Annotated in this window: 25 protein-coding genes; 12 read left to right on the forward strand and 13 right to left on the reverse strand. The window is 60.0% G+C overall.

The features are described from left to right. Positions 1-50: 50 nt before the first annotated feature. From betC to AB4P92_RS15185, 3 genes are all read left to right on the forward strand, one after another. Positions 51-1,565: a choline-sulfatase gene (betC, locus tag AB4P92_RS15175; protein ID WP_395597828.1), complete on the forward strand. Its 1,515-nt coding sequence runs from the start codon at positions 51-53 to the stop codon at positions 1,563-1,565. 16 nt (positions 1,566-1,581) lie between these two features. Beyond that, positions 1,582-2,502 (forward strand): choline ABC transporter substrate-binding protein, encoded by a 921-nt coding sequence (gene choX / locus AB4P92_RS15180; RefSeq protein ID WP_047299184.1) that lies wholly within the window; start codon positions 1,582-1,584, stop codon positions 2,500-2,502. A 257-nt stretch (positions 2,503-2,759) separates the two neighbouring features. Next, positions 2,760-4,328, forward strand: a complete 1,569-nt coding sequence (locus AB4P92_RS15185) for a SulP family inorganic anion transporter (protein ID WP_042556925.1) — start codon at positions 2,760-2,762, stop codon at positions 4,326-4,328. Between the two features lie 118 nt (positions 4,329-4,446). Here AB4P92_RS15185 and aroE read toward each other — a convergent pair whose 3' ends face one another. Together aroE and hemF are read right to left on the reverse strand one after the other, a co-directional pair. Next, complete coding sequence (aroE, locus tag AB4P92_RS15190; RefSeq protein ID WP_395597829.1) at positions 4,447-5,268, reverse strand: shikimate dehydrogenase; 822 nt, start codon at positions 5,266-5,268, stop codon at positions 4,447-4,449. Positions 5,269-5,277: 9 nt separating this feature from the next. Beyond that, positions 5,278-6,192 carry an oxygen-dependent coproporphyrinogen oxidase gene (hemF, locus tag AB4P92_RS15195; RefSeq protein ID WP_115147895.1) on the reverse strand — a complete coding sequence of 305 codons (915 nt, stop codon included), beginning with the start codon at positions 6,190-6,192 and terminating at the stop codon, positions 5,278-5,280. Positions 6,193-6,356: 164 nt separating this feature from the next. Here hemF and AB4P92_RS15200 point away from each other — a divergent pair, with 164 nt between their 5' ends. Further along, a complete protein-coding gene (locus tag AB4P92_RS15200) occupies positions 6,357-7,334 on the forward strand; it encodes a quinone oxidoreductase (protein WP_042556922.1) in 978 nt (325 codons plus the stop codon). 7 nt (positions 7,335-7,341) lie between these two features. Here AB4P92_RS15200 and AB4P92_RS15205 read toward each other — a convergent pair whose 3' ends face one another. The 8 genes from AB4P92_RS15205 to AB4P92_RS15240 form a co-directional block, all read right to left on the reverse strand. Continuing rightward, positions 7,342-8,640, reverse strand: a complete 1,299-nt coding sequence (locus AB4P92_RS15205; protein ID WP_395597830.1) for a phenylacetate--CoA ligase family protein — start codon at positions 8,638-8,640, stop codon at positions 7,342-7,344. Further along, entirely contained in the window at positions 8,630-9,898 is a 1,269-nt protein-coding gene (locus AB4P92_RS15210) for an aminotransferase class I/II-fold pyridoxal phosphate-dependent enzyme (protein ID WP_395597831.1), read from the reverse strand. Before AB4P92_RS15210 ends, AB4P92_RS15205 begins: the two co-directional genes overlap by 11 nt. Next, the gene (locus tag AB4P92_RS15215) at positions 9,895-10,989 is read right to left on the reverse strand and encodes a DUF3419 family protein (RefSeq protein ID WP_395597832.1); all 1,095 of its coding nucleotides are present in this window, start codon (positions 10,987-10,989) and stop codon (positions 9,895-9,897) included. The genes AB4P92_RS15210 and AB4P92_RS15215 overlap by 4 nt, the downstream gene beginning before the upstream one ends. Before the next feature lie 42 nt (positions 10,990-11,031). Beyond that, complete coding sequence (locus tag AB4P92_RS15220; protein ID WP_395597833.1) at positions 11,032-11,766, reverse strand: iron-containing redox enzyme family protein; 735 nt, start codon at positions 11,764-11,766, stop codon at positions 11,032-11,034. Further along, positions 11,744-12,247, reverse strand: a complete 504-nt coding sequence (locus tag AB4P92_RS15225) for a hypothetical protein (RefSeq protein ID WP_234451806.1) — start codon at positions 12,245-12,247, stop codon at positions 11,744-11,746. Before AB4P92_RS15225 ends, AB4P92_RS15220 begins: the two co-directional genes overlap by 23 nt. A gap of 444 nt (positions 12,248-12,691) precedes the next feature. After that, the gene (locus AB4P92_RS15230; RefSeq protein WP_042556918.1) at positions 12,692-13,249 is read right to left on the reverse strand and encodes an L-threonylcarbamoyladenylate synthase; all 558 of its coding nucleotides are present in this window, start codon (positions 13,247-13,249) and stop codon (positions 12,692-12,694) included. Between the two features lie 55 nt (positions 13,250-13,304). After that, entirely contained in the window at positions 13,305-14,402 is a 1,098-nt protein-coding gene (gene dprA / locus AB4P92_RS15235; RefSeq protein WP_395597834.1) for a DNA-processing protein DprA, read from the reverse strand. 83 nt (positions 14,403-14,485) lie between these two features. Next, positions 14,486-15,511 carry a LysM peptidoglycan-binding domain-containing protein gene (locus AB4P92_RS15240; RefSeq protein WP_042556916.1) on the reverse strand — a complete coding sequence of 342 codons (1,026 nt, stop codon included), beginning with the start codon at positions 15,509-15,511 and terminating at the stop codon, positions 14,486-14,488. A 159-nt stretch (positions 15,512-15,670) separates the two neighbouring features. On the opposite strand from AB4P92_RS15240, the gene def reads away from it, so the two are divergent. The 5 genes from def (at position 15,671) to AB4P92_RS15265 (ending at position 20,396) form a co-directional block, all read left to right on the forward strand. Then, positions 15,671-16,177, forward strand: a complete 507-nt coding sequence (gene def, locus AB4P92_RS15245; protein ID WP_042556915.1) for a peptide deformylase — start codon at positions 15,671-15,673, stop codon at positions 16,175-16,177. Positions 16,178-16,248: 71 nt separating this feature from the next. Next, positions 16,249-17,208 carry a methionyl-tRNA formyltransferase gene (fmt, locus tag AB4P92_RS15250; RefSeq protein ID WP_261735447.1) on the forward strand — a complete coding sequence of 320 codons (960 nt, stop codon included), beginning with the start codon at positions 16,249-16,251 and terminating at the stop codon, positions 17,206-17,208. Then, entirely contained in the window at positions 17,205-18,515 is a 1,311-nt protein-coding gene (rsmB, locus tag AB4P92_RS15255) for a 16S rRNA (cytosine(967)-C(5))-methyltransferase RsmB (RefSeq protein ID WP_395597835.1), read from the forward strand. The genes fmt and rsmB overlap by 4 nt, the downstream gene beginning before the upstream one ends. A 22-nt stretch (positions 18,516-18,537) precedes the next feature. Beyond that, entirely contained in the window at positions 18,538-19,914 is a 1,377-nt protein-coding gene (gene trkA / locus AB4P92_RS15260; RefSeq protein WP_042556912.1) for a Trk system potassium transporter TrkA, read from the forward strand. A 167-nt stretch (positions 19,915-20,081) separates the two neighbouring features. Further along, positions 20,082-20,396, forward strand: a complete 315-nt coding sequence (locus tag AB4P92_RS15265; protein WP_042556911.1) for a tetratricopeptide repeat protein — start codon at positions 20,082-20,084, stop codon at positions 20,394-20,396. Positions 20,397-20,411: 15 nt separating this feature from the next. On the opposite strand, the gene AB4P92_RS15270 is transcribed toward AB4P92_RS15265, so the two are convergent. From AB4P92_RS15270 to AB4P92_RS15280, 3 genes are all read right to left on the reverse strand, one after another. Continuing rightward, positions 20,412-20,651, reverse strand: a complete 240-nt coding sequence (locus tag AB4P92_RS15270) for a PilZ domain-containing protein (protein ID WP_042561928.1) — start codon at positions 20,649-20,651, stop codon at positions 20,412-20,414. A gap of 121 nt (positions 20,652-20,772) precedes the next feature. Continuing rightward, positions 20,773-21,660, reverse strand: coding sequence for a lysophospholipid acyltransferase (locus AB4P92_RS15275; protein WP_064389687.1), 888 nt, complete (start codon positions 21,658-21,660; stop codon positions 20,773-20,775). Positions 21,661-21,700: 40 nt separating this feature from the next. After that, a complete protein-coding gene (locus AB4P92_RS15280) occupies positions 21,701-22,258 on the reverse strand; it encodes a DNA-3-methyladenine glycosylase I (protein ID WP_115147905.1) in 558 nt (185 codons plus the stop codon). Between the two features lie 81 nt (positions 22,259-22,339). On the opposite strand from AB4P92_RS15280, the gene glyQ reads away from it, so the two are divergent. The 3 genes from glyQ to gmhB are packed head-to-tail and all read left to right on the forward strand — an operon-like array spanning position 22,340 to position 25,888. Then, positions 22,340-23,293: a glycine--tRNA ligase subunit alpha gene (gene glyQ, locus AB4P92_RS15285; RefSeq protein WP_025112261.1), complete on the forward strand. Its 954-nt coding sequence runs from the start codon at positions 22,340-22,342 to the stop codon at positions 23,291-23,293. Beyond that, positions 23,290-25,344: a glycine--tRNA ligase subunit beta gene (gene glyS, locus AB4P92_RS15290; RefSeq protein ID WP_395597836.1), complete on the forward strand. Its 2,055-nt coding sequence runs from the start codon at positions 23,290-23,292 to the stop codon at positions 25,342-25,344. The genes glyQ and glyS overlap by 4 nt, the downstream gene beginning before the upstream one ends. Positions 25,345-25,348: 4 nt before the next feature. After that, complete coding sequence (gene gmhB / locus AB4P92_RS15295) at positions 25,349-25,888, forward strand: D-glycero-beta-D-manno-heptose 1,7-bisphosphate 7-phosphatase (RefSeq protein ID WP_164488102.1); 540 nt, start codon at positions 25,349-25,351, stop codon at positions 25,886-25,888.

Raw genomic sequence — 25,888 nt, forward strand, 5'->3', positions numbered from 1 at the left:
TCGATCGCAGCAATGTCGCATAAATATTCACTATGGAATGCCGCGATCACATGAAGCGCAAGAATATTCTTTTCATCATGGCCGATCAGATGGCCGCGCCAATGTTGCCGATCTACGGGCCTTCGCCGATCAAACTGCCCAATCTTTCCCGCCTGGCCGCCGAAGGCGTGGTGTTCGACGCCGCTTACTGCAACAGCCCGTTGTGCGCGCCGTCGCGTTTTACCCTGGTCAGCGGACAGTTGCCGAGCAAGATCGGCGCTTACGACAACGCTGCCGATTTCCCCGCCGATGTGCCGACTTACGCCCACTACCTGCGTCGCCTCGGCTATCGCACGGCGCTGTCGGGCAAGATGCATTTTTGCGGCCCGGATCAGTTGCATGGCTACGAAGAGCGCCTGACCAGCGATATCTATCCCGCCGATTACGGTTGGTCGGTGAATTGGGACGAGCCGGACGTGCGGCCGACCTGGTATCACAACATGTCTTCGGTGCTGCAAGCCGGGCCGTGCGTGCGCACCAATCAACTCGATTTCGATGAAGAGGTGGTGTTCAAGGCGCAGCAATATCTGTTCGATCACATTCGCGAAGATGGCGATCAGCCGTTCTGCCTGACCGTGTCGATGACACACCCACACGATCCGTACACGATTCCCAAGGCATTCTGGGATTTGTACGACGATGCCGATATCCCATTGCCTACAACGCCGGCTCAACAAGAACTCGATCCGCACTCGCAACGGCTGCTCAAGGTTTATGACCTGTGGGATAAACCCTTGCCTGTGGATAAGATTCGCGACGCGCGCCGTGCGTACTTCGGCGCTTGCAGCTATATCGATGCCAACGTCGGCAAACTTCTGCAAACCCTCGAGGAAACAGGGCTGATCGATGACACCATCATCGTCTTCTCCGGCGACCATGGCGACATGCTTGGCGAGAAAGGCCTCTGGTACAAAATGCACTGGTACGAGATGGCGGCGCGCGTCCCCCTGTTGATAAGTGCGCCAGGCCAGTTTGGCGCGGGTCGGATCAGCGCTGCGGTGTCCACAGCAGACCTGCTGCCCACCTTCGTCGAACTGGCTGGCGGCACGCTGGAGCCGGGTCTGCCGCTGGATGGGCGGTCGCTGGTGCCGCACCTGCAAGGGCAGGGCGGCCATGACGAAGTGTTCGGCGAGTACATGGCCGAAGGCACGATCAGCCCGCTGATGATGATCCGCCGTGGCGCCTACAAATTTATCTACAGCGAAAGCGACCCTTGCCTACTCTTTGACGTAGACAACGATCCGCGTGAAACGGAAGAACTCAGCCAATCGCCACTGCATCGCCAGCTTTTCGACGATTTTCTCGTCGAAGCGCGGGCCAAGTGGGATATCCCGGCAATTCACCAGAACGTTCTCGCCAGCCAGCGCCGCCGCCGTTTTGTCGCCGGTGCGTTAACCATCGGCAAGCTGAAGAGCTGGGATCACCAGCCATTGGTGGACGCCAGTCAGCAGTACATGCGCAACCACATCGACCTCGATGATCTGGAGCGCAAGGCCCGTTATCCACAACCCTGCCAAAACCAATAATGTGAAGGGGAAGTCCATGCGCAAGTTATCCACAGCAGTGACGTTTGGCCTGATAGCGCTGAGCAGTACCTCGGCATTCGCCGAGCAAAGCTGCGCCACGGTAAAAATGGCCGACCCCGGCTGGAGCGACATCGCCGCAACCAACGCCATTACCGGGTTTCTGCTGGACGGCATGGGCTACAAGGCCAAGGTCGACACCCTCGCGGTGCCGATCACCTTCGGCGGTTTGAAGGACGGTCAGGTGGATGTATTCCTCGGCAACTGGATGCCGGCGCAGCAGGGCTTCTACGATAAATTCGTGGCTACCGGGGATGTCACGCAACTGGCGAAGAACCTCGACGGCACCGAGTTCACCCTGGCCGTGCCGGACTACGTGTGGGATGCGGGCGTGCATAACTTTGCCGACCTGAACAAGTTTGCCGACAAGTTCGACAAGAAGATCTACGGCATCGGCTCGGGCGCCCCGGCGAATATCTCGCTGCAGGAGATCATCAAGAAGAACGACTTCGACATGGGTCAGTGGAAACTGATCGAGTCCAGCGAACAGGCGATGCTCGCCGAAGTGTCACGGGCGGTGAAAAAGCAGAAATTTGTCACCTTCCTCGGCTGGACCCCGCACCCGATGAACGTGCAGTTGAAAATGCATTATCTGAAGGGCGGCGAGAAATACTTTGGCGACACCGGCAGCGTGTTCACCCTGACGCGCAAGGGATACGCCGAAGCGTGTCCGAATGTGGGTAAATTGCTGACCAATCTTGCGTTCACTCAGGAGATGGAAAACAGCATCATGGCCGAGGTAGTGAACAAAAAGGTCAGCAATGCCGAGGCGGCGAAGGCGTGGATCAAGGCTAATCCGGCGGTGTTGGACAAGTGGCTGGAGGGGGTGAAGACGCTGGATGGCAAGGATGCGCTGGCGGCGGTTAAAGCCAAACTCTGATCGTGGGGTTGCTGGAATTGTGCTCGGCTTGAGATTCTACCCCCTCACCCCAGCCCTCTCCCCCCAGAGGGGGCGAGGGGAAAGGGAGCCGATCTCTGGTGTATTCAGCATTGAGTTCGACGCAGATTTTGCACGTGGGCGTAACTCGACCAGACACCTCGGTCAGTCCCGTCTCCCTTTGGGAGAGGGCTAGGGTGAGGGGCTTTCCCAACTGACACCCTGTTACCCTTGCAGCAAAACCCAAACCGCGAGGACCCATGGCCTTTCCCAGTCGCCGCTCACTGTTTCCCTTCCTCACCTGGCTACCCCGGCAAACCCGCGCCAGCGTCGGACGGGATCTGATCGTTGGCCTCAGCGGTGCGATTCTCGCGTTACCTCAGTCGATTGCCTACGCGCTGATCGCCGGTCTCCCACCTGAATACGGCCTCTACGCCGCGATCATCCCGGTGCTGATCGCCTGTTTGTGGGGTTCGTCATGGCATCTGATCTGCGGCCCGACCGCGGCGATTTCGATCGTGCTTTACGCCAGCGTCAGTCCACTGGCCGTGCCGGCATCCCAGGACTACGTCACCCTGATCCTGTTGCTGACCTTCCTCGCCGGGGTATTTCAATGGTTGCTTGGCTTGCTCCGGTTTGGCGCACTGGTGAACTTCGTCTCGCATTCGGTGGTGCTCGGTTTCACCCTTGGCGCGGCGGTGGTGATTGCCATTGGGCAATTACCGAATCTGCTGGGGCTGGATCTGCCCGCCAAAGCCACGGCGCTGGACAGTTTGATGGATCTGCTGCAACACCTTCGGGCTGTGGATAAACCTTCGTTGCTGCTCGGAGTGGCCACGGTGGCAGTCGGCGTTGTGCTGAAACAGTGGTTGCCGCGCTGGCCGACGTTGTTGATAACGTTGGTGCTGGCCAGTCTGCTGGTATGGCTGTGGCCGGCGATGTTCGGCCACGTGCATCTGGTCAGCGCATTTGTCGGGCGTTTGCCGCCGTTCAGCGGGTTGCCGCTGGATCTGGATTTGATCCTGCGCCTGCTACCCAGCGCGGTGGCGGTGGGCATGCTGGGGCTGGTCACCAGCCTGTCGATTGCCCGATCGATATCTGCACGTTCGCAGCAGTTGCTCGATGCCAATCAGGAAGTGCGCGCGCAGGGCCTTTCAAACATTGTCGGGGCGTTCTTTTCCGGATCGCTGTCGGCGGGCTCGTTCACCCGCTCGGGTCTCAGTTATGAGGCCGGCGCTTGCTCCCCGCTGGCAGGCGTGTTTTCGGCGATCTGGGTGGCATTGTTTGCGATTTTTGGTGCCGGGCTGATCGCGCACATCCCGATTCCGGCCATGGCTGGCAGCATTTTGCTGATCGCCTGGGGGTTGGTCGATCATCGCGGAATTCGATCGTTGCTCAGGGTCAGCCGCGCCGAATTCGTGGTGATGGCGCTGACCTGCCTGGCGACTCTGCTGCTGGAGTTGCAGACCGCGATTTACGCCGGCGTGCTGGCGTCGCTGTTCTTCTACCTCAAGCGCACTTCACAGCCGCGGGTGCAGCATTGGCGCGATGGCGAAGACGATGTGCTGGGGGTCGGCGGCTCGATCTTCTTCGGCGCCAGCCATTATCTGCAAGTGCGTTTGCAGCGCATGCACGGCGCGCGGGTGGTGATTGAGGCGCAGCAGATCAACTTTATCGACTATTCGGGGGTGGAGATGTTGCATCAGGAAGCGCGGCGCCTGTTGGGCCAGGGTCGCAGCCTGACTTTGCGCGGTGCGCGGCCGCAGGTGGTGGAGGAACTGCGCAAGCTGGAAGGCCCAGAGAAATGCCCGATCCGGTTTGAGGATTGACCGGACAAGCACTGAAAAACCCTGTGGGAGCGAGCCTGCTCGCGAAAGCGGACTATCTGACAGATCAATGTTGGATGTGCCGCCGTTTTCTCGAGCAGGCTCGCTCCCACATGGGTAATTACTGCGCCAACTGGCGGCGTAGTTCGGCCAGAACCGGCGCCGTGTCCGGACGCACGCCGCGCCACAAATAGAACGCCTCGGCAGCTTGCTCGGCGAGCATGCCCAAACCATCCATCGACACCGCCGCACCGTGCTCACTGGCCCAACGGCAGAACGCGGTCGGTTCTTTGCCGTACATCATGTCGTAGCACAGGGTTTGGCCCGGTTCGATCAGGCTCGGCGCAATCGGCGGTACATCGCCGGTGAGGCTGGCGGAAGTGGCGTTGATGATCACGTCCACCGGCTCGCGCAGCCAATCAAAGCCGCTGGCCGACACCGGCCCCAGATCGCAGAACAATTCCGCCAGCAACTCGGCCTTGTCTACCGTACGGTTGGCGATGATCACGGACGCGGGTTTCTCCGCCAGCAACGGCTCCAGCGCTCCACGCACGGCGCCACCGGCACCGAGCAGCAAGATGCGTTTGCCGGTCAGACTGAACCCGGCGTTTACCGTCAGATCCCGCACCAGTCCGGCGCCGTCGGTGTTGTCGCCGAGCAGCGAACCGTCGGCCAGTTTGCTCAAGGTATTCACCGCACCAGCCCGTCGCGCGCGGGCCGTCAGGCTGTTAGCCAGGCGAAAGGCGTCTTCCTTGAACGGCACAGTGACATTGGCGCCGCGACCTTCGCGGAAAAACGCCGTAGCGCAGCCGGAAAAGTCGTCGAGCGGCGCCAGCAGCGTGGCGTATTCGAGGCTCTCGCCGGTCTGCTCGGCGAACAGCTTGTGGATCATCGGCGATTTGCTGTGGCCGATCGGGTTACCGAAAACGACGTAACGATCCATCAGATGTCCTCAGGCTTGAGTCAGCCAGTCGCGGTCTTGCAGGAAGTACTCGGTCAGGCGTGCTTCTTCGCTGCCAGGTTCAGCCTTCCAGTCGTAGCCCCAGCGTACTTGCGGCGGCAGCGACATCAGAATCGACTCGGTACGCCCGCCCGATTGCAGGCCGAACAGCGTGCCACGGTCGTAAACCAGGTTGAACTCGACGTAGCGGCCACGGCGGAACTCCTGGAACTCACGTTGCTGGGCGGTGAACGCATCGTGCTTGCGGCGCTGCACGATCGGCAGATAGGCGTCGATGTAGGCATCACCAATGGCGCGCATAAAGGCGAAACTGGTGTCGAAATCCCACTCGTTCAGGTCATCGAAAAACAAGCCGCCGATGCCGCGCGGTTCGTGGCGATGCTTGATGTGGAAGTAGGTGTCGCACCACGCCTTGTACCGCGGATAGACGTCAGGGCCGAATGGCGCGCAGGCCTGTTCGGCGACGCGGTGCCAATGGATGCAGTCTTCTTCGTTGCCGTAATACGGCGTCAGGTCGAAGCCGCCGCCGAACCACCAGACCGGCTCTTCACCTTCTTTCTCGGCGATGAAAAAACGCACGTTGGCGTGAGAGGTCGGCACGTGTGGGCTGTGCGGATGAATCACCAACGACACGCCGAGCGCCTCAAAACCGCGACCGGCCAATTCCGGGCGATGGGCGCTGGCCGACGGTGGCAGACCACTGCCGAAAACGTGGGAAAAGTTGACGCCGCCCTTTTCGATCAGCGTGCCGTTCTCAATGACGCGAGTGCGACCGCCACCGCCGGCAGGCCGGGTCCAGGCGTCTTCGACGAAGCGCGTGCCGCCATCCTCGGTTTCGAGTGCGGCGCAGATGCGGTCTTGCAGGTCGAGCAGATAGGCCTTTACGGCGTCGGTGCGGGTCGTCATGGCTTCACCTTGAATCGGGGGCATCACTACGCGGCAACCCGCAGGCGGGAGTAGGCGCAAATGGGCGCGTAGCATACCACCGCAGGCCAACGCGCCGCAGTTGACGAAGATCATGCATAAGCGTTGGATAGGGACCTTACAAAAGACCCAAGGAGAGCAGGCAGATGGCAAAGCGTATCCAGTTCCGCGCCCACGGCGGTCCCGAAGTGCTCGAGTTTGTTGATTACGAACCCGCCGCGCCCGGCCCGAATCAGGTGCGCGTAGCCAACAAGGCTATCGGCCTGAATTTCATCGACACCTATTTCCGCAGCGGCCTCTACGCACCGCCAGCCTTGCCGTCCGGCCTGGGCGCGGAAGGTGCAGGCATTGTTGAGGCGGTGGGCAGCGACGTTACCCGGTTCAAGGTCGGTGACCGCGTCGCGTACGGCAGCGGCCCGCTGGGCGCCTACAGCGAGTTGCACGTCCTGCCTGAAGCCAATCTGGTGAAGCTGCCGGACCAGATCAGCTTCGAAACCGCCGCCGGGGTGATGCTCAAGGGTTTGACCGTGCAGTACCTGCTGCGTCAGACCTATGAACTCAAGGGCGGCGAGACCATTTTGTTCCACGCCGCAGCGGGGGGCGTGGGTTCGCTGGCCTGCCAATGGGCCAAGGCGCTGGGCGTGAAACTGATCGGCACCGTCAGCTCGAAGGAAAAAGCCGAACTGGCCAAGGCCAACGGTGCCTGGGCGACCATCGACTACAGCCACGAAAATGTTGCCGAACGCGTGCTGGAATTGACCGACGGCAAGAAAGTCCCGGTGGTCTATGACGGGGTTGGCAAGGACACTTGGCTGACCTCGCTGGACAGCGTGTCGCCTCGTGGGTTGGTGGTGAGCTTCGGCAATGCTTCCGGCGCAGTCGACGGGGTGAATCTGGGCATCCTTTCCGCCAAGGGCTCGCTCTACGTCACCCGGCCTACATTGGCGACCTATGCCAACAATGCGCAGAACCTGCAGCGCATGGCCGATGAACTGTTCGAGATGATCATCAGCGGCAAGCTCAAGGTCGATATCAGCCAGCGCTATCCATTGGCTGAAGCGGCGAAGGCGCAGACCGAGTTGTCGGCTCGGCGCACCACCGGTTCGACCATCCTGCTGCCCTGAAAACACGCTACCCCGGTGAGTCCGGGGTAGCCTCCAACTCAATAAAGAACGGCGTCTTGCCCGCAGCAGTTGTTTCGAAACGGCTGCGAGCCAGACGCTGCACCTGCAATCCCAAAACACCGGGCAACCTGAGCAATGCGCTTGCCTGCGCCTCGTTGTGCAACGCCTGTTCGATGGCTGCTTCTGCGCCGGACGGCAGTTTGTCCTGAGCAATGACCAGACACATGCGCACACCGTTGGCTTGTCGATTGACCTGTACCTGGATGTCGTTAGAGGTCAGCTGTGGCAACGCCCGTGCGAGTACGCTCATCACCTGTCGCTGCGTGATGATCGCGCCACCCAGTTTGATCGATGTCTCTACCCGCCCCTCAAGTTGCAACACGGGCAAGGCGCTGCCACAGGCGCAATTCGCCCCATTGCGCAGGATTCGCCCACGATCACCAATCCGGTAACGCAACAGCGGCACGTGATCGGGCAGCAAGGATGTCAGGAGGAACTCACCGCTTTCGCCCGCGGCCACTGCTTGCAAGGTGAGAGGGTCCACCACTTCGATGAACATCGCATCGGCGTGCAGATGATAAAAACCGTGTCCAAGGTGCGCGCATTGATAGCCGATGGGGCCGGTTTCCGTCGAGCTGTAGCCCAGCGACCGGAGCCTTATCGCTGGCCAGTCCCGGACAAGCTGTTCGCGCAATTGAGGACCGCAGGGTTCCCCGATGTAGTAAAGCCATCTCAGGCTGACCAATTGCTGTGCGTCGATTTCATCGTGGTTGAACAGCGCCGCGGCGAAGGAAGGCGTGCAAATCAGCGCATCGGCCGCTTGCGACTGAATCAACCCGGCAATTCGCTGAACACCCATTAATGAACCGGCGGGCAGCAGACGTGCGCCGACATGCTGCACGATCGCCGCGGCGTACTGGAAAGCCCCCTGCATTTCGCCAGCGGTCAGGCAATTGATGACCACACCCGGGCGTTCGTCCGCCACGCCAAACATTCGCGCCCCCAGCGGCACGATGCTGGCGTTGAACGTCCAGGAATGGGTGATGTGTTTGCGGTTGCCGGTACTGCCGCCCGACGTCAGGGTCAGGCCGCCACCCGGCGCACGATGCGACGCTTCGCCAAGCGCGGAAAACAACACACCGCCATGCTCGTCCTCCACGGCCTGAACCGGCAGGCGCTGCAAATCCTTCAGGCTGTGCACCTGGAGGATCTGCGGACACAGCGCACAGAACCACGACAGTGACTGTGCATGGGCCAATTTGTGCGCAAAGGCCTGGTTGGCAGAGAGCACGGGATCATCGCTCATCGTCACGACCACCCTGGCGAATGCCCAACTCATCGAAACCGCCACGGACGGCATTGGCCAGGCTCTCCAATTGGGCCTGGTTGTGATTCGCGCTGACGGCCAGACGCAGAATCGCTTCGCCTTTGGCCACCACCGGAAACATGGCGGTGGTAACGGCTATGGCCTTTCGCCGCAGGTATAACGCCAGACTGATGGCATCACGCTCGGCGCCGACGCGGACGAAACGAATGGGCGAGGCGACTTCATGGTTGCCCAGAACCGGCCCGAGCAGGTTGTCGATCAGGGCAACATTTCGCCACAGAGCCGCCTGCAACTGTCCCAGCTCCGGCGAAAGGTGAATGTCCGCAGACGCTACCGCCGCACCGACGCCGCCCATCGACAATGGCCCACCGAAGGTATAGGTCGACGCATGGCGGCGGATCATTTCAGCGTCGGCTTCGGTAAAGACCGTGATCGCTCCGCCCGTGGCACCAAATGCCTTGGACAGCGAGGACAGAAGAATCAGACGGTCGCGCCGTTGCTCACCAGCAGCAACGAGTGCATAACCTCCGCCTGTTACGCCGTGAATCGAGGTGCCGTGGGCGTCATCGGCATACAGATAGCCTTCAAAGCGCTCCGCCAGTTGCAACAGTCGATTGATCGGATACAAACCCCGCATCGAGCCAATGCTGTCCGTGAGGATGATGGGTGTATTGCCTGCCGCTACCGCCGTGGAGCAAGCCTGTTCGACTTGGTCCACGTCATTGCAGTCGCATCGCTGTACAGGGCCGAACTGCCACAGGATCCCTTGCAGCACCTGCATTGAGGCATGGGCCGCCCGGTCGACGATCCACCCCGGGCCACGACGCAACGGATAGGACGGTAACTCGCCTGAGCCCAGTAACGGCAGGCAGCCCAGATGCGCACTGCCCACCGAGTTGAAGGTCACCGTGTAGCCCTGGAATATCTGGTTCAACTGCTCGTCGAGTTCGCGCATGGGCGGTAGCAGTACGCGGGTTCGTGCGGCGGCGAATTGCACGCCGAAGGATTTCACGGCGCTCACCGCGCTTTGAATCAGACGCGGGTCGCACTCCAGTCCCAGGTAAGAACATGAGAGAAACTCGGTCAGCAGCTCACCGCTGCTCAATTCGATGGTCTTGCCCTCACGGCTCACCAGTTTCAAGCCATTGAGGCCGGCATCGAACAGCTGCTGCTGATCGTCACGAGCCTGACGCACACGGTTTTTTACCCAGTTGACGGTTGGGTGCTGATTGTTCATCGGGATACCTGCAAAGGTGTCGTCTGGCGGTAGACCTGCACGCGCCAGAGCTGGGTTTTTTCTCGTGCGATCGCGTCCTGGTACTGGGCAGTGATATCGCAGAAGCCTGCACAATCGGGCTGGACGATGTGCAAATGTCCACGCATGACCAGCAACGCCTCTTCGGCAAGGGACGGGCGCAGCCGTCGCAAGACACTCGCTCCAGCGACCTGGGGCATGAAGGAAGGCACGTCCGAGAGCGATACGAAATCGACGTCAGTGTGTTTGGCGGCGCAATCGATAATGTCGGCCTGCACGATGCGCAACTCACACTGCTGAATGGCCTCTCGGGCACGCGTGAAGATCCGCGGATCGCACTCCAGCGGGAAACCTTCGGGGTAGCGCAGCTCACCAAAAAACAGCATTTGCACAAAGAAGCTCTCGCGCACGATCTGCGTGGTAAACAAGGTGTGGAAGATGTCCAGATACGCTGCGCGGGAGCTGATACCCAGGTTGTTGGGTGGAAACGATCCTTTGTACAACAACGAATTGAGCACTGCTGCGTTGCCCAGCAGCGAGATCACAGCACGCCAGCGCCTGAGGGGAAAACGGGTTCGGTAATAATCGCTTTGCTCGCCGAGATCGCAGCACTGAAAAATCTCTCTCCCCGCCCCGCCGGTAAACAGTCGATTGACCTTCGCCAATCGCTGCAAAGTCTGCTCAAAAGCCCCCATGTAGATCGGCGCCTGCCAATGACGTGTCTGGAAAAACTCCGCCAGCCAGTGGCGATCGACACGCGGCAGATCCAGTTGCTCAAGTATGGATTGGCGTCGCGACGGCAAAACCCCTGGGTGGTAACCCATGAAGTCCATAAACGATGTGTAATCGGTCTGTTCCAGCAGAGCAAAGCGCAGTCGCGTGAACGCCAGTTGCGGCGCACTTACATCGATGCAGGTCATGCGTGCGGGGCTGCGGGCCAGCAGCGGCAGCAGCCGTCCGCCACTTCCCGCGACGCCGACCACATGCTTGGCGCGCGGGGGCAGGATGGCGAACTCCAGTGCGGTGTCTTCATCCCCCAGCGCATAGTTCAGTCGCTCGAAATAGTCAGCCATGCCTGCCCCCGTGCGTCGTTCGGGAAAATCGCCGTGAAGGACTCATGAGTTATCCAGTGCGTGCAAGAAGTCATAGCGTGGTGCGAGGCCGTTTTGCCAGGCCTCGTACTGCTCATAGACGGCTTCAAGCATGTTGCCGGTCAAACGCAAACTGGTTTCCATCACGGTAGCAACGGCGTTCCAATCGGATTGATCTTTGCAAGTTCGCTGCAGGATGAGTTTGATTTCGTTGAAGTGTTCGATATCAATATCGGAGTGAGCGATAAAGAATGTCAGCTGAGCCGGTTTTAACGACAATGTTTCGCTCAAGCCATTAATGAGCGGATTAATAAATTGATAGGCGTTTTCTGCCCAGTAACTGTACCCCAGCCGTTGCAGTGGATTACCGGTAAAAGATATCCAGTATAAATAGGCGATTAACACTTCGGTGGCCGGTAGTGCCGTCGGTATATCGAAGACTTCATTCTTTAGGCCCAGACTCATGACGTCATGCAGTGCCATTTTTTCATGGCCGACCTCTTGCGCCGCATGCTCAAAACAAAATTTTGCATACACCGGATTATCGGCATGGCGCACGCCCACCAAACCCTGGTTTCGCGCATTGTGTGCGGTGTAGTGGAAAGTCTCGATCATGTAAATCGCATACAAGGCCTTCGAAACGCTGCCGCCGCGGATGGCTTTAACCAGCCGCGAGTTATCGAGAATATCGGCCCATACATTTTCGATTCGTTCGTCCAGCAGGCTCAGCTGTTGTTCAAAACTGACATGCGCGGTCATCGTGACTCTCCGGTGAATTGAGGGCGGTGTGGGCGGGTTGTTGAACGGCTGCGAGGATCTGCGGCCATTGCGCTGAGAGCAGCCAGTAATCACCGCGGGCGCGTTGTTCGATATGCAGGGAGTCGGTGGTGATTGATGTCAGGCCGAAGCGCTGGAACAGTCGCCGCTGGGGTGATCGGCACAGGGCTGTGACACCCTCATAACCGCGCTTGATCGCCCATTCGGTGGCCGATGCCAGCAGGCAGTTGACCGACACCGGCAGGTGACCCTGGGAGAGGGTGATCAACCGGCTGAACTCGACATGACGCGACAGCGCCTGGGTTGGCGAAAGATGCTGATGCGCCAGTGATGCCCATTCAAACGGTGAGGGCGTCACTCTCAATACCGCCATCAACTGGTCTTGTTGATAGAGCAGGAAGTGCGTGCTGCGGGCCGTTATCGCCAAGCTTGTTTCCAGCAAACGGGCTCTGGAGGTCAGCATGTAGTGTTGCAGTCGCAGCCGAAACTGCCGACCAATAAACCGTTCGAACTCTCGCGTGTCTGATCCGGCTTCGAGAGTAACCACATGACAATTTTCATGCTGACGTTTTAATGTCGACTGAAGTGCCTGCAGATAATCCGTGAGTTGTAATTCCGTAGTATCCATTCCTTCTCCGCAGACGTTAACTTATCGAAGTTTTCTGAGCGCATTGAAATGATGGATGCTTTTAGAAATATCGCCACTGCGCGATTTCTGATAATGACGTAGGAAAAATTACTGAAACTGGATGCTCGTCGATTAGTCCGACACATTAAAGACAGATATAAACAAAAAGTTGTTGTATTTTAATAGTTACTTGAAGGAAAAATCGCAGCCATATGTAGTACTCCTCGCCTTGAAAGCCGAGGAGTGCCACCTATATCTATATAAGCTTGAAACGGAATGTCAGTCAGGACGAATGACGTTACCGCTGGCCAGGTCACGGATGACGCTGGGGTTTTTACGCCCACCCAGTTGTCCACCCAATACCAGGTCAATCTGTCCGCGGAAATACTGCTCGACCCTCAAGCGCGTGCGCGCCGCCGGACGTCCTTGCGGGTTGGCCGATGTCGAAATCAGCGGCCCGACCATTGAGCACAAGTCACGCACCTGCGGGTGATCACTGACACGCAACGCGACGGTGTCATGCACCCCGGTGACCCATTCCGGCAACAAGTTCTGATGCGGCACCAGCCAGGTGTTCGGCCCTGGCCAGGTGCTGGACATGCGGTCGATCCAGTCCTGCGGGAAGTCTTCAAACAGAAAGTCGAACTGGCGAATATTGTCGGCGACCAGAATCAGGCCCTTGTCGACCGAACGGTTCTTGATCGCCAGCAGTCGATCCACCGCTTCTTCATTCCACGGATCGCAACCCAGCCCCCAGACAGCTTCGGTTGGATAGGCAATCACCGCCCCGGCGCGAATCTCTCGTGCGGCTTGTTGCACACGCCAACTGTTGACCATGAAAAAACTCTCCACAAACAGGTTTCGCGCAGTTTACCGATCTTCCTTGTAAAACCTAGCTCGTCCTGGCCAGCCAGCGACCGTTTTCGCACACCGCACGGCCATCCATTTCCAGTTCCGTGAGGGCCGCCAACACTTTGGGCAAGGCCCAGCCACTGCTATCAGCCAAGCCTTCGCTGGTATGCGGTGCGGCGTGCAGCAGCGTGAGCAGTGGATGAGTCTCTTTGGGCGTGTCCATAGACATCGGTAAATGCTGCCAGCCGCGCAGGGCTTCGAGGATGTGCTCTATGGTTTCGACCAGCACTGCGCCATCTCGAATCAACTGGTGACAGCCGCGTGCACCGGGGTGATGAATCGAGCCGGGAATGGCGTAAACCTCCCGTCCCTGTTCCGCCGCCAACCGCGCGGTGATCAGCGAACCGCTGGCCACACTCGCCTCGACCACCAGCACGCCAAGGGACAAACCACTGATGATCCGGTTGCGCCGCGGGAAGTTGCTGGCGCTTGGGCCGGCATCCAGCGGAAACTCCGAAAGCACTGCGCTGCCCGAGGCAATCATCGCATCGGCCAGCCGCTGATTGCGCTGTGGATAAAAATTTTCCAGGCCGGTGCCCAGCACACCCACGGTTTGCCCGCCGACATCCAGCGCGGCCTGATGCGCGGCGGCATCAATGCCCAGCGCCAGACCACTGGTGATGACAAAACCGGCGCCCGCCAGGCAGCGAGAGAAGGCTGCGGCGGTGTCCATTCCCGGACGCGAGGCACGGCGGCTGCCAACCATCGCCAGTTGCGGTTTTTCAAGAATCAGTGGGTCACCCGCGACGAACAACAACGGCGGCGGATCCGGGATCTGTGCGAGCAGCGCCGGATAATCCGCTTGATCCCACATCAGTAAATGTTGATTGGGCCGCTCTAGCCAGCGCATTGCGTGGCTTGCGCCATCGCGCACTTCAGGACATCGCCGCGCCTCGGCACAGGCCGCCGGCAATCCCAGCGAACGCCAGGCACTGGCCGGGGCGCTGATGGCTTTGGACGCCGAGCCAAAGGCTTCGAGCAATTTGAGAAAGCGCTTCGGACCGATTGTCGGCATGCGGTGCAGGCGCAGGCGCGCTTCCAGTTCCGCAGGGGAAACCGGTGTACAGACAGGCAGCATAAAGGATCAATCCTTGATCGTTATAAGCCCCGAACCATTCGGAGCAAGCTGTGGATAACTCTGTTGGTAACTTGTTAAGCACGCTACGGATTTCGCACCTTGTCGAGCACCGCCAATGAGCGCGATGCGTTAAGGACGAGGCCGTAGCTGAGTTTGTCGTAGGTGCGGAACACCATCAGTAATCCGGCGCGTTCGTCGGGGATTTTCAGTGGCTGACCGGTGATCCGGTCGCGCACGGTTTCGCCGGTTTTCATCACCACCAGCACATTGCCTTCAGCCAGGCCGTCACGCTTGCCCTTGTTCAGGGTGACCACGTCCATCGCGCCGATCTGGGTGACACCGCGCGGCACGTCGATGATGACGCCGTTGATGTTGCTGGTCGGCGCGCTGGGCATGAAAGTCGAGTTGATCGAGCGCTCTTCGCCGCTGAACAAGCGGTCGCCGAGGCGTACTTCCTGTGTTGTGCGTTGCAGGGCGAGGGTGGCGACATCGCCCTCGGTGGCAACGATTTCTCCACCACCAATGTCATCGGCGTTGATCCCGAGAAACTCCTTGGTCTGCGGATCGGTGTAAATCTTGCCCTGTCGGAAGATGCCGTACACCGGCTGATCCGGGTCGAAGTGGCCACGAGCGAAAATGCGGTCGCCGGTGCCGCTGAGCACCCGTTCGGCATCGCCGGCGACGATGTACGGCGCCTTGTCGAAGTCTTCGGCCTTGTCGACGATGCGATTGCTCAACAGAAAGCTGTTGATGGATTTGAGTGGAATGCTCGGAATCGCCTCGGCCACCGGACTGGTGCGAATGCGTGGAGAGAGCTTGATGGTGCCGCGCGACTCGCCGCGATTGAGGGTCAGGCGTGGCTGGCCGTTGACGTAACTGAACGTCAGCGTGTCGCCGGGGTAGATCAGGTTGGGGTTCTCGATCTGCGGATTGGCCCGCCACAGTTGTGGCCACTGCCAGGGCTCGCGCAGGTATTTGCCGGAAATATCCCAGAGTGTGTCCCCTGAAACCACCGTGTATTGCTGTGGAAAACCATCCCTGAGTTGCACTTGCCCCTGCGCCGCGCCAGCCGAAGCCAACAGCAGCAGGGCGAGTAGTGTTTTCCTCATGCAGTGAATCCCTTTATCATGTGCGCTCGCGTGAATCGTCAGAGCCCCCGTGGCTCGCTTGAGCAAAATGCACAAGCTACGCTTCACAACGGTAGCCTGCATCTTCGGACCTGCCAGGCCATCGACCCGACTTTACTCAACACGTGCAGCAATCAGCCTATGGCCATTTTAAACATCCTCGAATTTCCGGACCCGCGTCTGCGTACTATCGCCAAGCCTGTGGCTGTAGTGGACGACGAAGTGCGTCAGTTGGTCGATGACATGTTTGAAACAATGTATGAAGCGCCGGGCATCGGCCTCGCCGCGACCCAGGTCAACGTGCACAAACGTATCGTCGTGATGGACCTTTCCGAAGACCGCTCCGAGCCGCGGGTATTCATCAACCCCGAGTTCGAATCGCTGACCGAAGAAATGGATCAGTATCAGGAAGGCTGCCTTTCGGTGCCCGGCTTCTACGAAAACGTCGATCGTCCGCAGAAGGTCAGGATCAAGGCGCTGGACCGCGACGGCAAGCCCTATGAACTGATTGCCGAAGGCCTGCTCGCCGTGTGCATCCAGCACGAATGCGACCACCTCAATGGCAAATTGTTCGTCGATTACCTGTCCACGCTCAAACGCGACCGGATCAAGAAGAAACTGGAAAAGCTCCATCGCCAGAACGCTTGATGCCCTCCTTCAAAGGCTTGCTGCGGCAAGCCTTTTTCTTTTTATGAAGCTTTGCCATAGAGAGCCATTCAATGACTGAGCCACTGCGCATCGTTTTTGCCGGTACTCCGGAATTCGCCGCCGAGCACCTCAAGGCCCTGCTGAGCAGCCCTTACGAGATCGTTGCGGTCTACACCCAGCCGGATCGTCCAGCCGGTCGCGGACAAAAACTGATGCCGAGCCCGGTTAAACAGCTGGCGCTGGAAAATAATATCCAGGTGTTGCAGCCGCCGACCCTGCGCAACGCTGACGCACAAGCCGAGCTCGCGGCGCTGAAGCCGGATTTGATGGTGGTGGTCGCCTACGGTCTGATCCTGCCGCAAGTGGTGCTCGATATTCCGCGTCTGGGCTGCATCAACAGCCATGCATCCTTGCTGCCACGCTGGCGCGGAGCGGCGCCGATTCAGCGCGCCGTCGAAGCGGGTGATGCCGACAGTGGCGTGACCGTGATGCGCATGGAAGCCGGCCTCGACACCGGGCCGATGCTGCTCAAGGTCGTCACGCCGATCACCGGCGAAGACACCGGCGGCACGCTGCACGACCGTCTCGCCGAGATGGGCCCGCCTGCCGTGGTGCAGGCGATTGCCGGCCTGGCGGCTGGCACTCTTGAGGGCGAAGTGCAGAACGACGACCTCGCCACCTACGCGCACAAACTGAACAAGGACGAAGCACGCATCGACTGGAGCCGTCCGGCCATTGAGCTGGAACGGCTGGTGCGCGCCTTCAATCCATGGCCGATCACCCACAGCACCCTCAACGGTGAAGCGCTGAAAGTGCTGGCGGCAACACTTGCCGACGGTAAAGGCGCACCGGGTGAAATCCTCAGCGCCAGCAAGGACGGCCTGATCGTCGCCTGCGGCGAACAAGCGCTGTGCCTGACCCGTCTGCAATTGCCGGGCGGCAAGGCGCTGAATTTCAGCGACCTGTTCAACAGCCGTCGTGAAAAATTCGCCGTCGGCACCCTTCTTGGCGTAGCGGTGGACGCGCAATGAACCCTCGTCTGGCCGCCGCCAAGGCTCTCGCCGCCGTACTGAGCGGCAAAGCCTCGCTCAACAGCTCTCTGCCGACGCAACTGGACAAGGTCGAGGATCGCGATCGCGGTTTCACTCAGGATCTGGCGTTCGGCACCGCGCGCTGGCAGCCACGGCTGTCGGCATTGGCGGAAAAACTCCTGCAGAAGCCGTTCAAGGCTGCGGATGCCGATGTCGAGGCGTTGCTGCTGGTCGGCCTCTATCAGTTGCTCTACACCCGCGTTCCGGCCCACGCAGCCATCGGTGAAACCGTCGGTTGCGCCGAGAAGCTGAAAAAGCCTTGGGCCAAGGGCCTGCTCAATGCCGTATTGCGCAATGCCCAGCGTGAAAGCGAAACGATTTTTGCCGAGCTGGAACGCGATCCAGTGGTACGCACTGCTCACCCGCGCTGGCTGCAAAAATCCCTGAAGGCCTTCTGGCCAGAGCAGTGGGAAGCGATCTGCGAAGCGAACAACGCGCATCCGCCGATGATCCTGCGGGTCAACCGTCGCCATCACAGCCGCGACGCCTACCTCGGTCTCCTGACGGCGGCCGGTATCGCGGCTACGCCGTGTGTCTTCAGCCGCGACGGCATCATTCTTGAAGCCGCTGCCGATGTGCGCAGCCTACCGGGGTTCGCCGAAGGCTGGATCAGCGTGCAGGACGAAGCCGCTCAACTGGCCGCCGATCTGCTCGATCTGGCGCCGGACCAACGCGTGCTCGACGCCTGCTGCGCACCCGGCGGCAAGACCTGCCACATCCTCGAAGCCGAGCCCGCACTGGCCGGCGTGGTGGCGGTGGATCTGGAAGCCAAGCGTCTGGTGCGCGTGCGAGAAAACCTCGAACGCCTCGGTTTGAGCGCAGAGCTGATCGCCGCTGACGGTCGTGATATCGAGAAGTGGTGGGATGGCAAACCGTTCCAGCGCATCCTGCTCGACGCACCGTGCTCGGCCACCGGCGTGATCCGCCGTCATCCGGACATCAAGCTGACCCGTCAGCCCGACGACATCGTCGCCCTCGCGCAACTGCAAGGCGAGTTGCTCGACGCGATGTGGAAAACCCTCGAAGTCGGCGGCATCCTGCTTTACGCCACCTGCTCGACCCTGCCGACCGAGAACACCGAAGTCATCGCCGCGTTCCTCGAGCGCACACCTGGCGCACGCGAGCTGGACCTGGCCACGACTGCCGGGATCAAGCAGCCCCATGGTCGCCAACTGCTGGCCCAGCAGGGCGGGCATGACGGGTTCTACTACGCCAAACTGATCAAGATCGCTGCCGCACGCGGCTAAACGGATTCATTGGAGTGACTGGATGAAAATCATCATCCTTGGTGCAGGACAGGTCGGCGGTTCGCTGGCTGAACACTTGGCGAGCGAAGCCAACGACATTACCGTGGTCGACACCGATGGCGAGCGCTTGCGCGACCTCGGTGATCGTCTCGACATCCGCACCGTGCAGGGCCGTGGCTCGCTGCCATCGGTGCTGCGCCAGGCCGGCGCCGACGACGCCGACATGCTCGTGGCCGTGACCAACAGCGACGAAACCAACATGGTCGCCTGTCAGGTCGCCCACACGTTGTTCCACACCCCGACCAAGATCGCCCGGGTGCGCGAAGCGTCCTATCTGAACCGCGAAGAGCAGCTGTTCCAGAACGAAGCCATTCCGGTCGACGTGCTGATCAGTCCCGAGCAAGTAGTGACCAACTACATCAAACGCCTGATCCAGCATCCCGGCGCTTTGCAGGTGATCGACTTCGCCGAAGGCAAGGCGCAATTGGTGGCCGTACGCGCTTACTACGGTGGGCCGTTGGTGGGTCAGCAATTGCGGCAATTGCGCGAGCACATGCCGAACGTCGAGACCCGCGTCGCAGCGATTTTCCGCCGCGACCGACCGATTTTGCCGCAAGGCAATACGGTGATCGAAGCCGATGACGAAGTCTTCTTCATCGCCGCGCGTGAGGATATTCGCGCAGTGATGAGCGAAATGCGCCGTCTCGACGAGACCTACAAGCGCATCGTCATCGCCGGCGGCGGGCAGATCGGCGAGCGGCTGGCCGAGGCCATTGAAAGCCGCTATCAGGTGAAGATCATCGAGATGAACCCGGCACGCTGCCGCTATCTCTCCGACACCCTCGACAGCACCGTGGTGCTGCAGGGCAGCGCGTCGGATCGCGATTTGCTGATGGAAGAGAACATCGCCGACGCGGATATTTTCCTCGCACTGACCAACGACGACGAAGCCAACATCATGTCGTCGCTGCTGGCCAAACGGCTGGGGGCGAAGAAGGTGATGACGATCATCAACAACCCGGCTTACGTCGACTTGATCCAGGGCGGCGACATCGACATTGCCATCAGCCCGCAACTGGCGACCATCGGCACGCTGCTGGCCCACGTGCGCCGTGGCGATATCGTCAGCGTGCATTCATTGCGGCGCGGTGCGGCGGAAGCGATCGAGGCGATTGCCCACGGCGATGCCAAGTCGAGCAAGGTCATTGGCAAGCCCATCGAGAAAATCGGCCTGCCGCCGGGCACCACCATCGGCGCGGTGATCCGCAATGATCAGGTGATCATTGCCCACGACGATACGGTGATCGAAGCGGGCGACCATGTAATTCTGTTCCTTGTGGATAAAAAGCATATTCGTGATGTGGAGAAGCTGTTCCATGTGGGGTTGAGCTTTTTCTGATCCGGATTATCTGGTGATCAGACTGGCCCCATCGCTGGCAAGCCAGCTCCCACAGGTTTTTGGTTGTTCACAAATGTGATGCCCACCAGAGATCCCTGTGGGAGCTGGCTTGCCAGCGATGGCGGCGCCACACATCTTCCCTGACAGACCCGAAAAGGAATCCACCCATGCTCGAATCCCTGGAAAAAATGCTCGCCAAGGGTGTGGATAACTCATTGCTGCGCTTCGGTCTGGGCAAGGGTTATCTGGATCTTGGGGAAAACGCCAAGGCCGCCGAGCATTTCCAGCGCTGCGTCGGCTTCGATCCAAAGTATTCCGCGGCGTGGAAACTGTTGGGCAAGGCGCAATTGGCGCAGGGAGATCACGCCGCCGCGCGTCAGGCGTGGGAACACGGTCTGGAAGCCGCTCGTGCTCATGGCGACAAGCAGGCCGAGAAAGAGATGACGGTGTTTCTGAAGAAGCTTGATCGTCAGGCGCAGTAGATCAGCGGATCTTGTTCACAAGTAACGAAGACCGATGCCCTCGGCATCCACCGTCACCACTTCCATCCGCACTCGCGGCGCGCCTGTGGGTAAATCCTGCACCTGGCCATAGACCACCGCGCCTTTGGGCAACGATGCGAGGCGCGGATGCTGGACATAGACGCCGGTGGGCGACAGATTGCGGGTCTGGCCGAGGCAATCGCCGAAGCTGTCGTGGCTGATCTTGATGCGGAATGATTTGCGGTGTTCGGACATCTTCATGCGCCCTTCGCTGAACTTCTTTTGTGGATAACGGGAGGAAGATCAAACGATCGTCCGATCACGTCCCGAACCTGCGGCAACGCCTACACGTTATCCACAGAGTGTGCCAAATCGGTTAATACCAGCGTTCTTCGCCCGGTGGACGCTTCTTGAAGCGCTTCATGCTCCACATGTACTGGCTTGGATACGCCGCCACGTAACGCTCGACGACTTTACTCATGGCAGCGCAGGACTCGGCGGTATCGGTGCTATACATGGCCTCTGGCGCGGCTTCGAGGATCACTTTATAGCCGGAGCCATCGGGCAGACGCAGCGCATGCAGAAACACGCCAACGGCTTTGCCACCGGCCAACATGTTCGGCACGAATTTGCTGGTCAGCGCCTGCGTGGCGAAGAAGGGCACGAAGATCCCCGCTGATTCGGCCGGTTCCGGGTCAGCGGGAATGCCCACTGCACCACCTTTGCGCACTTCCTTGATGACGCTGAGAATGCCTTCCTTGGTCGACGCCGCGACTTTGTTGCCCAGTTGTACGCGCTGCTTGCGCAGCAATTCATCCACAGCCTTGAGCTTGGGTGGACGGTAGAAAATGATCGGTTTGCACTGGCTGCAATAGAAGTGGTTGAGCACTTCCCAGTTGCCCAGATGACTGGTGATGCCGACCACGCCTTTGCCCGAGGCCAGTGCGTCCTTGAGGATGTCCAGACCTTCGACTTCGCGCACCAGGTCGATGGAGCGCTGGGCCGGCCAGATCCACGCGCAGGCGCTTTCGGTCAGGGACTTGCCGATGTCTTTCAGACTCTGCCCGACCAGACGCTCGCGCTCGGCCGGGTCCATCTGTGGAAAACATTTAGCGAGGTTGATCCGCACTACATCGCGGGAGCGGTTTGGGGTTTTCCACATGATCCAGCCAATTGCCGAACCCACGGCCTGCACCGCCCGCCATGGCAGCAGGGCAAACAGCCGCAGAGCGCCTACCAGCAAGGCGCCTTTAAACTTTTCCACAGGTCACTCCTGATCTTGTGCTGTGCGCGAGGCGGCCATTCTAACCGCCGTTGACGAGCTGCGCGTAGCGGTCGCAGTCGCGGGTGTGATCCATGACCATGCCCGAGGCCTGCATCAGCGCGTAGCAAATGGTCGGACCGACGAACGTGAAGCCAGCCTTTTTCAGGCCTTTGCTCATCGCCAGCGCTTCGGGGGTGATCGCCGGGACTTCGCTGCGATCCTTGAAATGATTGATGATCGGTTGGCCGCCGACGAACGACCAGAGAAACGCCACCGGATCTTCCAGCGCCAGCCAGGCCTGGGCATTACGCCGGGCGGCATTGAGTTTGAGGCGGTTGCGGATGATCCCAGGATCGAGCATCAATTCTTCTATTTCGGCGTCACTCATCTGCGCCACACGTTGCACATCGAAGCCGAACAACACCTCACGATAGCGCTCGCGTTTGCGCAACACGGTGATCCAGGAAAGCCCGGCCTGGAACCCTTCGAGCAAAAGCAACTCGAACAAACCCTGCGCATCGCGTAGCGGCGTGCCCCACTCCTGATCGTGATAAGCCATGTACAGCGGATCTTCGGTACACCAAAAGCAGCGTGGCATAAGGCTCCAGGGGGTGGAGGTGCGACTGAATCGGGTATACTCCCGCTCTTTAAATCGCAGCCCAAGAAACAGGTGAATTTCGTGAGCCAGCCTACGCCAGCCGTGCGTACCTTCCAAGACTTGATCCTCGCGCTCCAGCAATACTGGGCCGAGCAAGGTTGTGTGGTACTTCAGCCCTACGATATGGAAGTAGGCGCCGGCACTTTCCACACCGCGACCTTCCTGCGCGCCATCGGCCCGGAAACCTGGAACGCCGCCTACGTGCAGCCAAGCCGCCGTCCGACTGACGGCCGTTACGGCGAAAACCCGAACCGTCTGCAGCACTACTATCAGTTTCAGGTAGTCCTGAAGCCGAACCCGGACAACTTCCAGGAACTGTACCTGGGCTCCCTCAAGCATGTCGGCCTGGACCCGTTGGTTCACGACATTCGCTTCGTCGAAGACAACTGGGAATCGCCGACCCTCGGCGCCTGGGGTCTGGGCTGGGAAGTCTGGCTGAACGGCATGGAAGTGACTCAGTTCACTTACTTCCAGCAAGCGGGCGGCATCGAGTGCTACCCGGTGACCGGCGAAATCACCTACGGTCTCGAGCGTCTGGCCATGTACCTGCAGGGCGTGGATTCGGTCTACGACCTGGTCTGGGCTGACGGCCCGATGGGCAAAGTCACCTACGGCGATGTGTTCCACCAGAACGAAGTGGAGCAATCCACCTATAACTTCGAACACGCCAACGTCGACAAACTGTTCGAACTGTTCGACTTCTATGAAAGCGAAGCCAAGCGCCTGATCGAACTCGACCAGCCGTTGCCGCTGCCGAGCTACGAAATGGTCCTGAAGGCCTCGCACACCTTCAACCTGCTGGATGCGCGCCGGGCAATCTCGGTGACCGCGCGTCAGCAATACATCCTGCGCGTACGCACCCTGGCGCGTTCCGTTGCGCAAGCCTACCTGCTGGCGCGTGCCAAGCTGGGCTTCCCGATGGCGACCCCGGACCTGCGTGACGAAGTACTGGCCAAGCTGGAGGCTGCACAATGAGTGCGCAAGATTTTCTGGTTGAACTGGGCACCGAAGAACTGCCACCCAAAGCGCTGAACACTTTGGCTGACGCGTTCCTCGCCGGTATCGACAAGGGCCTGCAAGCTGCCGGCCTGAGCTATGAAGCAAAAACCGTCTACGCCGCGCCGCGTCGTCTGGCTGTGTTGATTACCGCGCTGGCCACCCAGCAACCGGATCGCAGCATCAACCTCGACGGCCCGCCACGTCAGGCGGCTTTCGATGCCGAAGGCAATCCGACCCAGGCAGCGTTGGGTTTCGCCAAGAAGTGCGGTGTCGACCTGAGCGAAATCGATCAGAGCGGCCCGAAACTGCGTTACAGCCAGAGCATCGCCGGCAAGCCGACCGCGAGCCTGCTGCCGACCATCGTCGAAGATTCGCTGAACGACCTGCCGATCCCGAAACGCATGCGTTGGGGTGCACGCAAAGAAGAATTCGTGCGTCCGACCCAATGGCTGGTGATGCTGCTCGGTGACCAGGTCATCGACTGCACCATCCTCGCGCAGAAGGCTGGCCGTGACTCCCGTGGCCACCGCTTCCACCATCCGGAAAACGTGCGCATCGGTTCGCCGGCAAGCTACCTGTCCGACCTGCGTGCCGCTTATGTTCTGGCCGACGCCAACGAGCGTCGCGAGATCATCAGCAAGCGCACCGAAGAGCTGGCGACCCGTCAGGAAGGCACCGCAATCGTTCCGCCGGCGCTGCTCGACGAAGTGACCGCGCTGGTCGAATGGCCGGTGCCGCTGGTGTGCTCGTTCGAGGAACGCTTCCTCGACGTGCCGCAAGAAGCGCTGATCACCACCATGCAGGACAACCAGAAGTACTTCTGCCTGCTGGATGCCGACGGCAAGTTGCTGCCTCGTTTCATTACCGTGGCCAACATCGAAAGCAAAGACCCGCAGCAGATCATCGCCGGTAACGAGAAAGTGGTTCGCCCACGCCTGACCGACGCCGAGTTCTTCTTCAAGCAAGACAAGAAGCAGAAGCTCGAAGTGTTCAACGATCGCCTGAAGAACGTGGTGTTCCAGGAAAAACTCGGCAGCGTCTATGACAAGGCCGAGCGCGTATCGAAACTGGCGGCTTACATCGCCGCACGCATCGGCGGCAACGCTTCGTGGGCTGCCCGCGCAGGCTTGCTGTCGAAGTGCGACCTGTCCACCGAAATGGTCGGCGAGTTCCCGGAGATGCAAGGTGTCGCCGGCTACTACTACGCCCTCAATGACGGCGAGCCGCAAGACGTCGCGCTGGCGCTGAACGAGCAGTACATGCCGCGCGGTGCCGGTGCTGAACTGCCTGCGACCCTGACCGGTGCAGCCGTCGCCATTGCCGACAAGCTCGACACACTGGTCGGCATCTTCGGTATCGGCATGCTGCCAACCGGCAGCAAAGACCCGTATGCCCTGCGCCGTGCGGCACTCGGCGTGCTGCGTATCCTGATCGAGAAAAAACTCGATCTCGATCTGAACGACGCCGTGGCTTTCGCTGTGAATTCGTTCGGTCCCAAGGTCAAGGCTGCTGGTCTTAACGAAGCGGTGCTGGAATTCATCTTCGACCGTCTGCGTGCGCGTTACGAAGACGAAGGCGTCGATGTTGCCACTTACCTGTCGGTACGTGCCCTGAAGCCGGGTTCGGCGCTGGACTTCGACCAGCGTGTGCAAGCGGTGCAAGCCTTCCGCAAACTGCCGGAAGCGGCAGCGTTGGCGGCGGTGAACAAGCGGGTTTCCAACTTGCTGAGCAAGGTTGAAGGCGCCGTGCCAAGCGTGGTTGAAGCCAAGTACTTCGACAATGCCAACGAGTTCTCGCTGTATTCGGCGATCCAGCAAGCGGATCAGGCTGTACAGCCAATGGCTGCGGCGCGTCAGTACAACGAATCGCTGGCACGCCTTGCAGCATTGCGCGAGCCGGTAGATGCGTTCTTCGACGCGGTGATGGTCAATGCCGAAGACGCCAAAGTGCGGGCCAACCGTTACGCGCTACTGGCGCGTCTGCGTGGCCTGTTCCTGGGTGTTGCCGACATTTCGTTGCTGGGTTGAGGGATTGCTGTTGAAACTGCTGATTCTCGATCGGGACGGAGTGATCAATTACGACTCCGACGCTTACATCAAGTCGGTGGCGGAGTGGATTCCTTTGCCCGGCTCGATCGAGGCGATTGCGCAGTTGAGCAAGGCCGGCTGGACGGTGGCGGTTGCCACTAACCAGTCGGGCATTGCTCGCGGCTATTACGACCTCGCCACCCTCGACGCCATGCACGCGCGTTTGCGCGCATTAGTGGCGGAGCAGGGCGGTGAAGTCGGGCTGATCGTGTACTGCCCGCATGGGCCGGACGAGGGTTGCGATTGCCGTAAACCGAAACCGGGCATGTTGAAAACCATCGCGGCGCATTACCACGTAGAACTGAACAATGTCTGGTTCGTCGGCGACAGCCTTGGTGACCTGGAGGCCGCCAAAGCCGTCGATTCACAGCCAGTTTTGGTAAAGACCGGAAAAGGCGAAAAGACTCAGGGCAAAACCCTGCCGGTTGGCACTCTGATTTTTGACGATCTGGCGGCGATTGCCGCAGAACTTATCCACAACTAG

Source organism: Pseudomonas sp. A0308, assembly GCF_044218815.1.
Taxonomy (GTDB): domain Bacteria; phylum Pseudomonadota; class Gammaproteobacteria; order Pseudomonadales; family Pseudomonadaceae; genus Aquipseudomonas; species Aquipseudomonas iridis.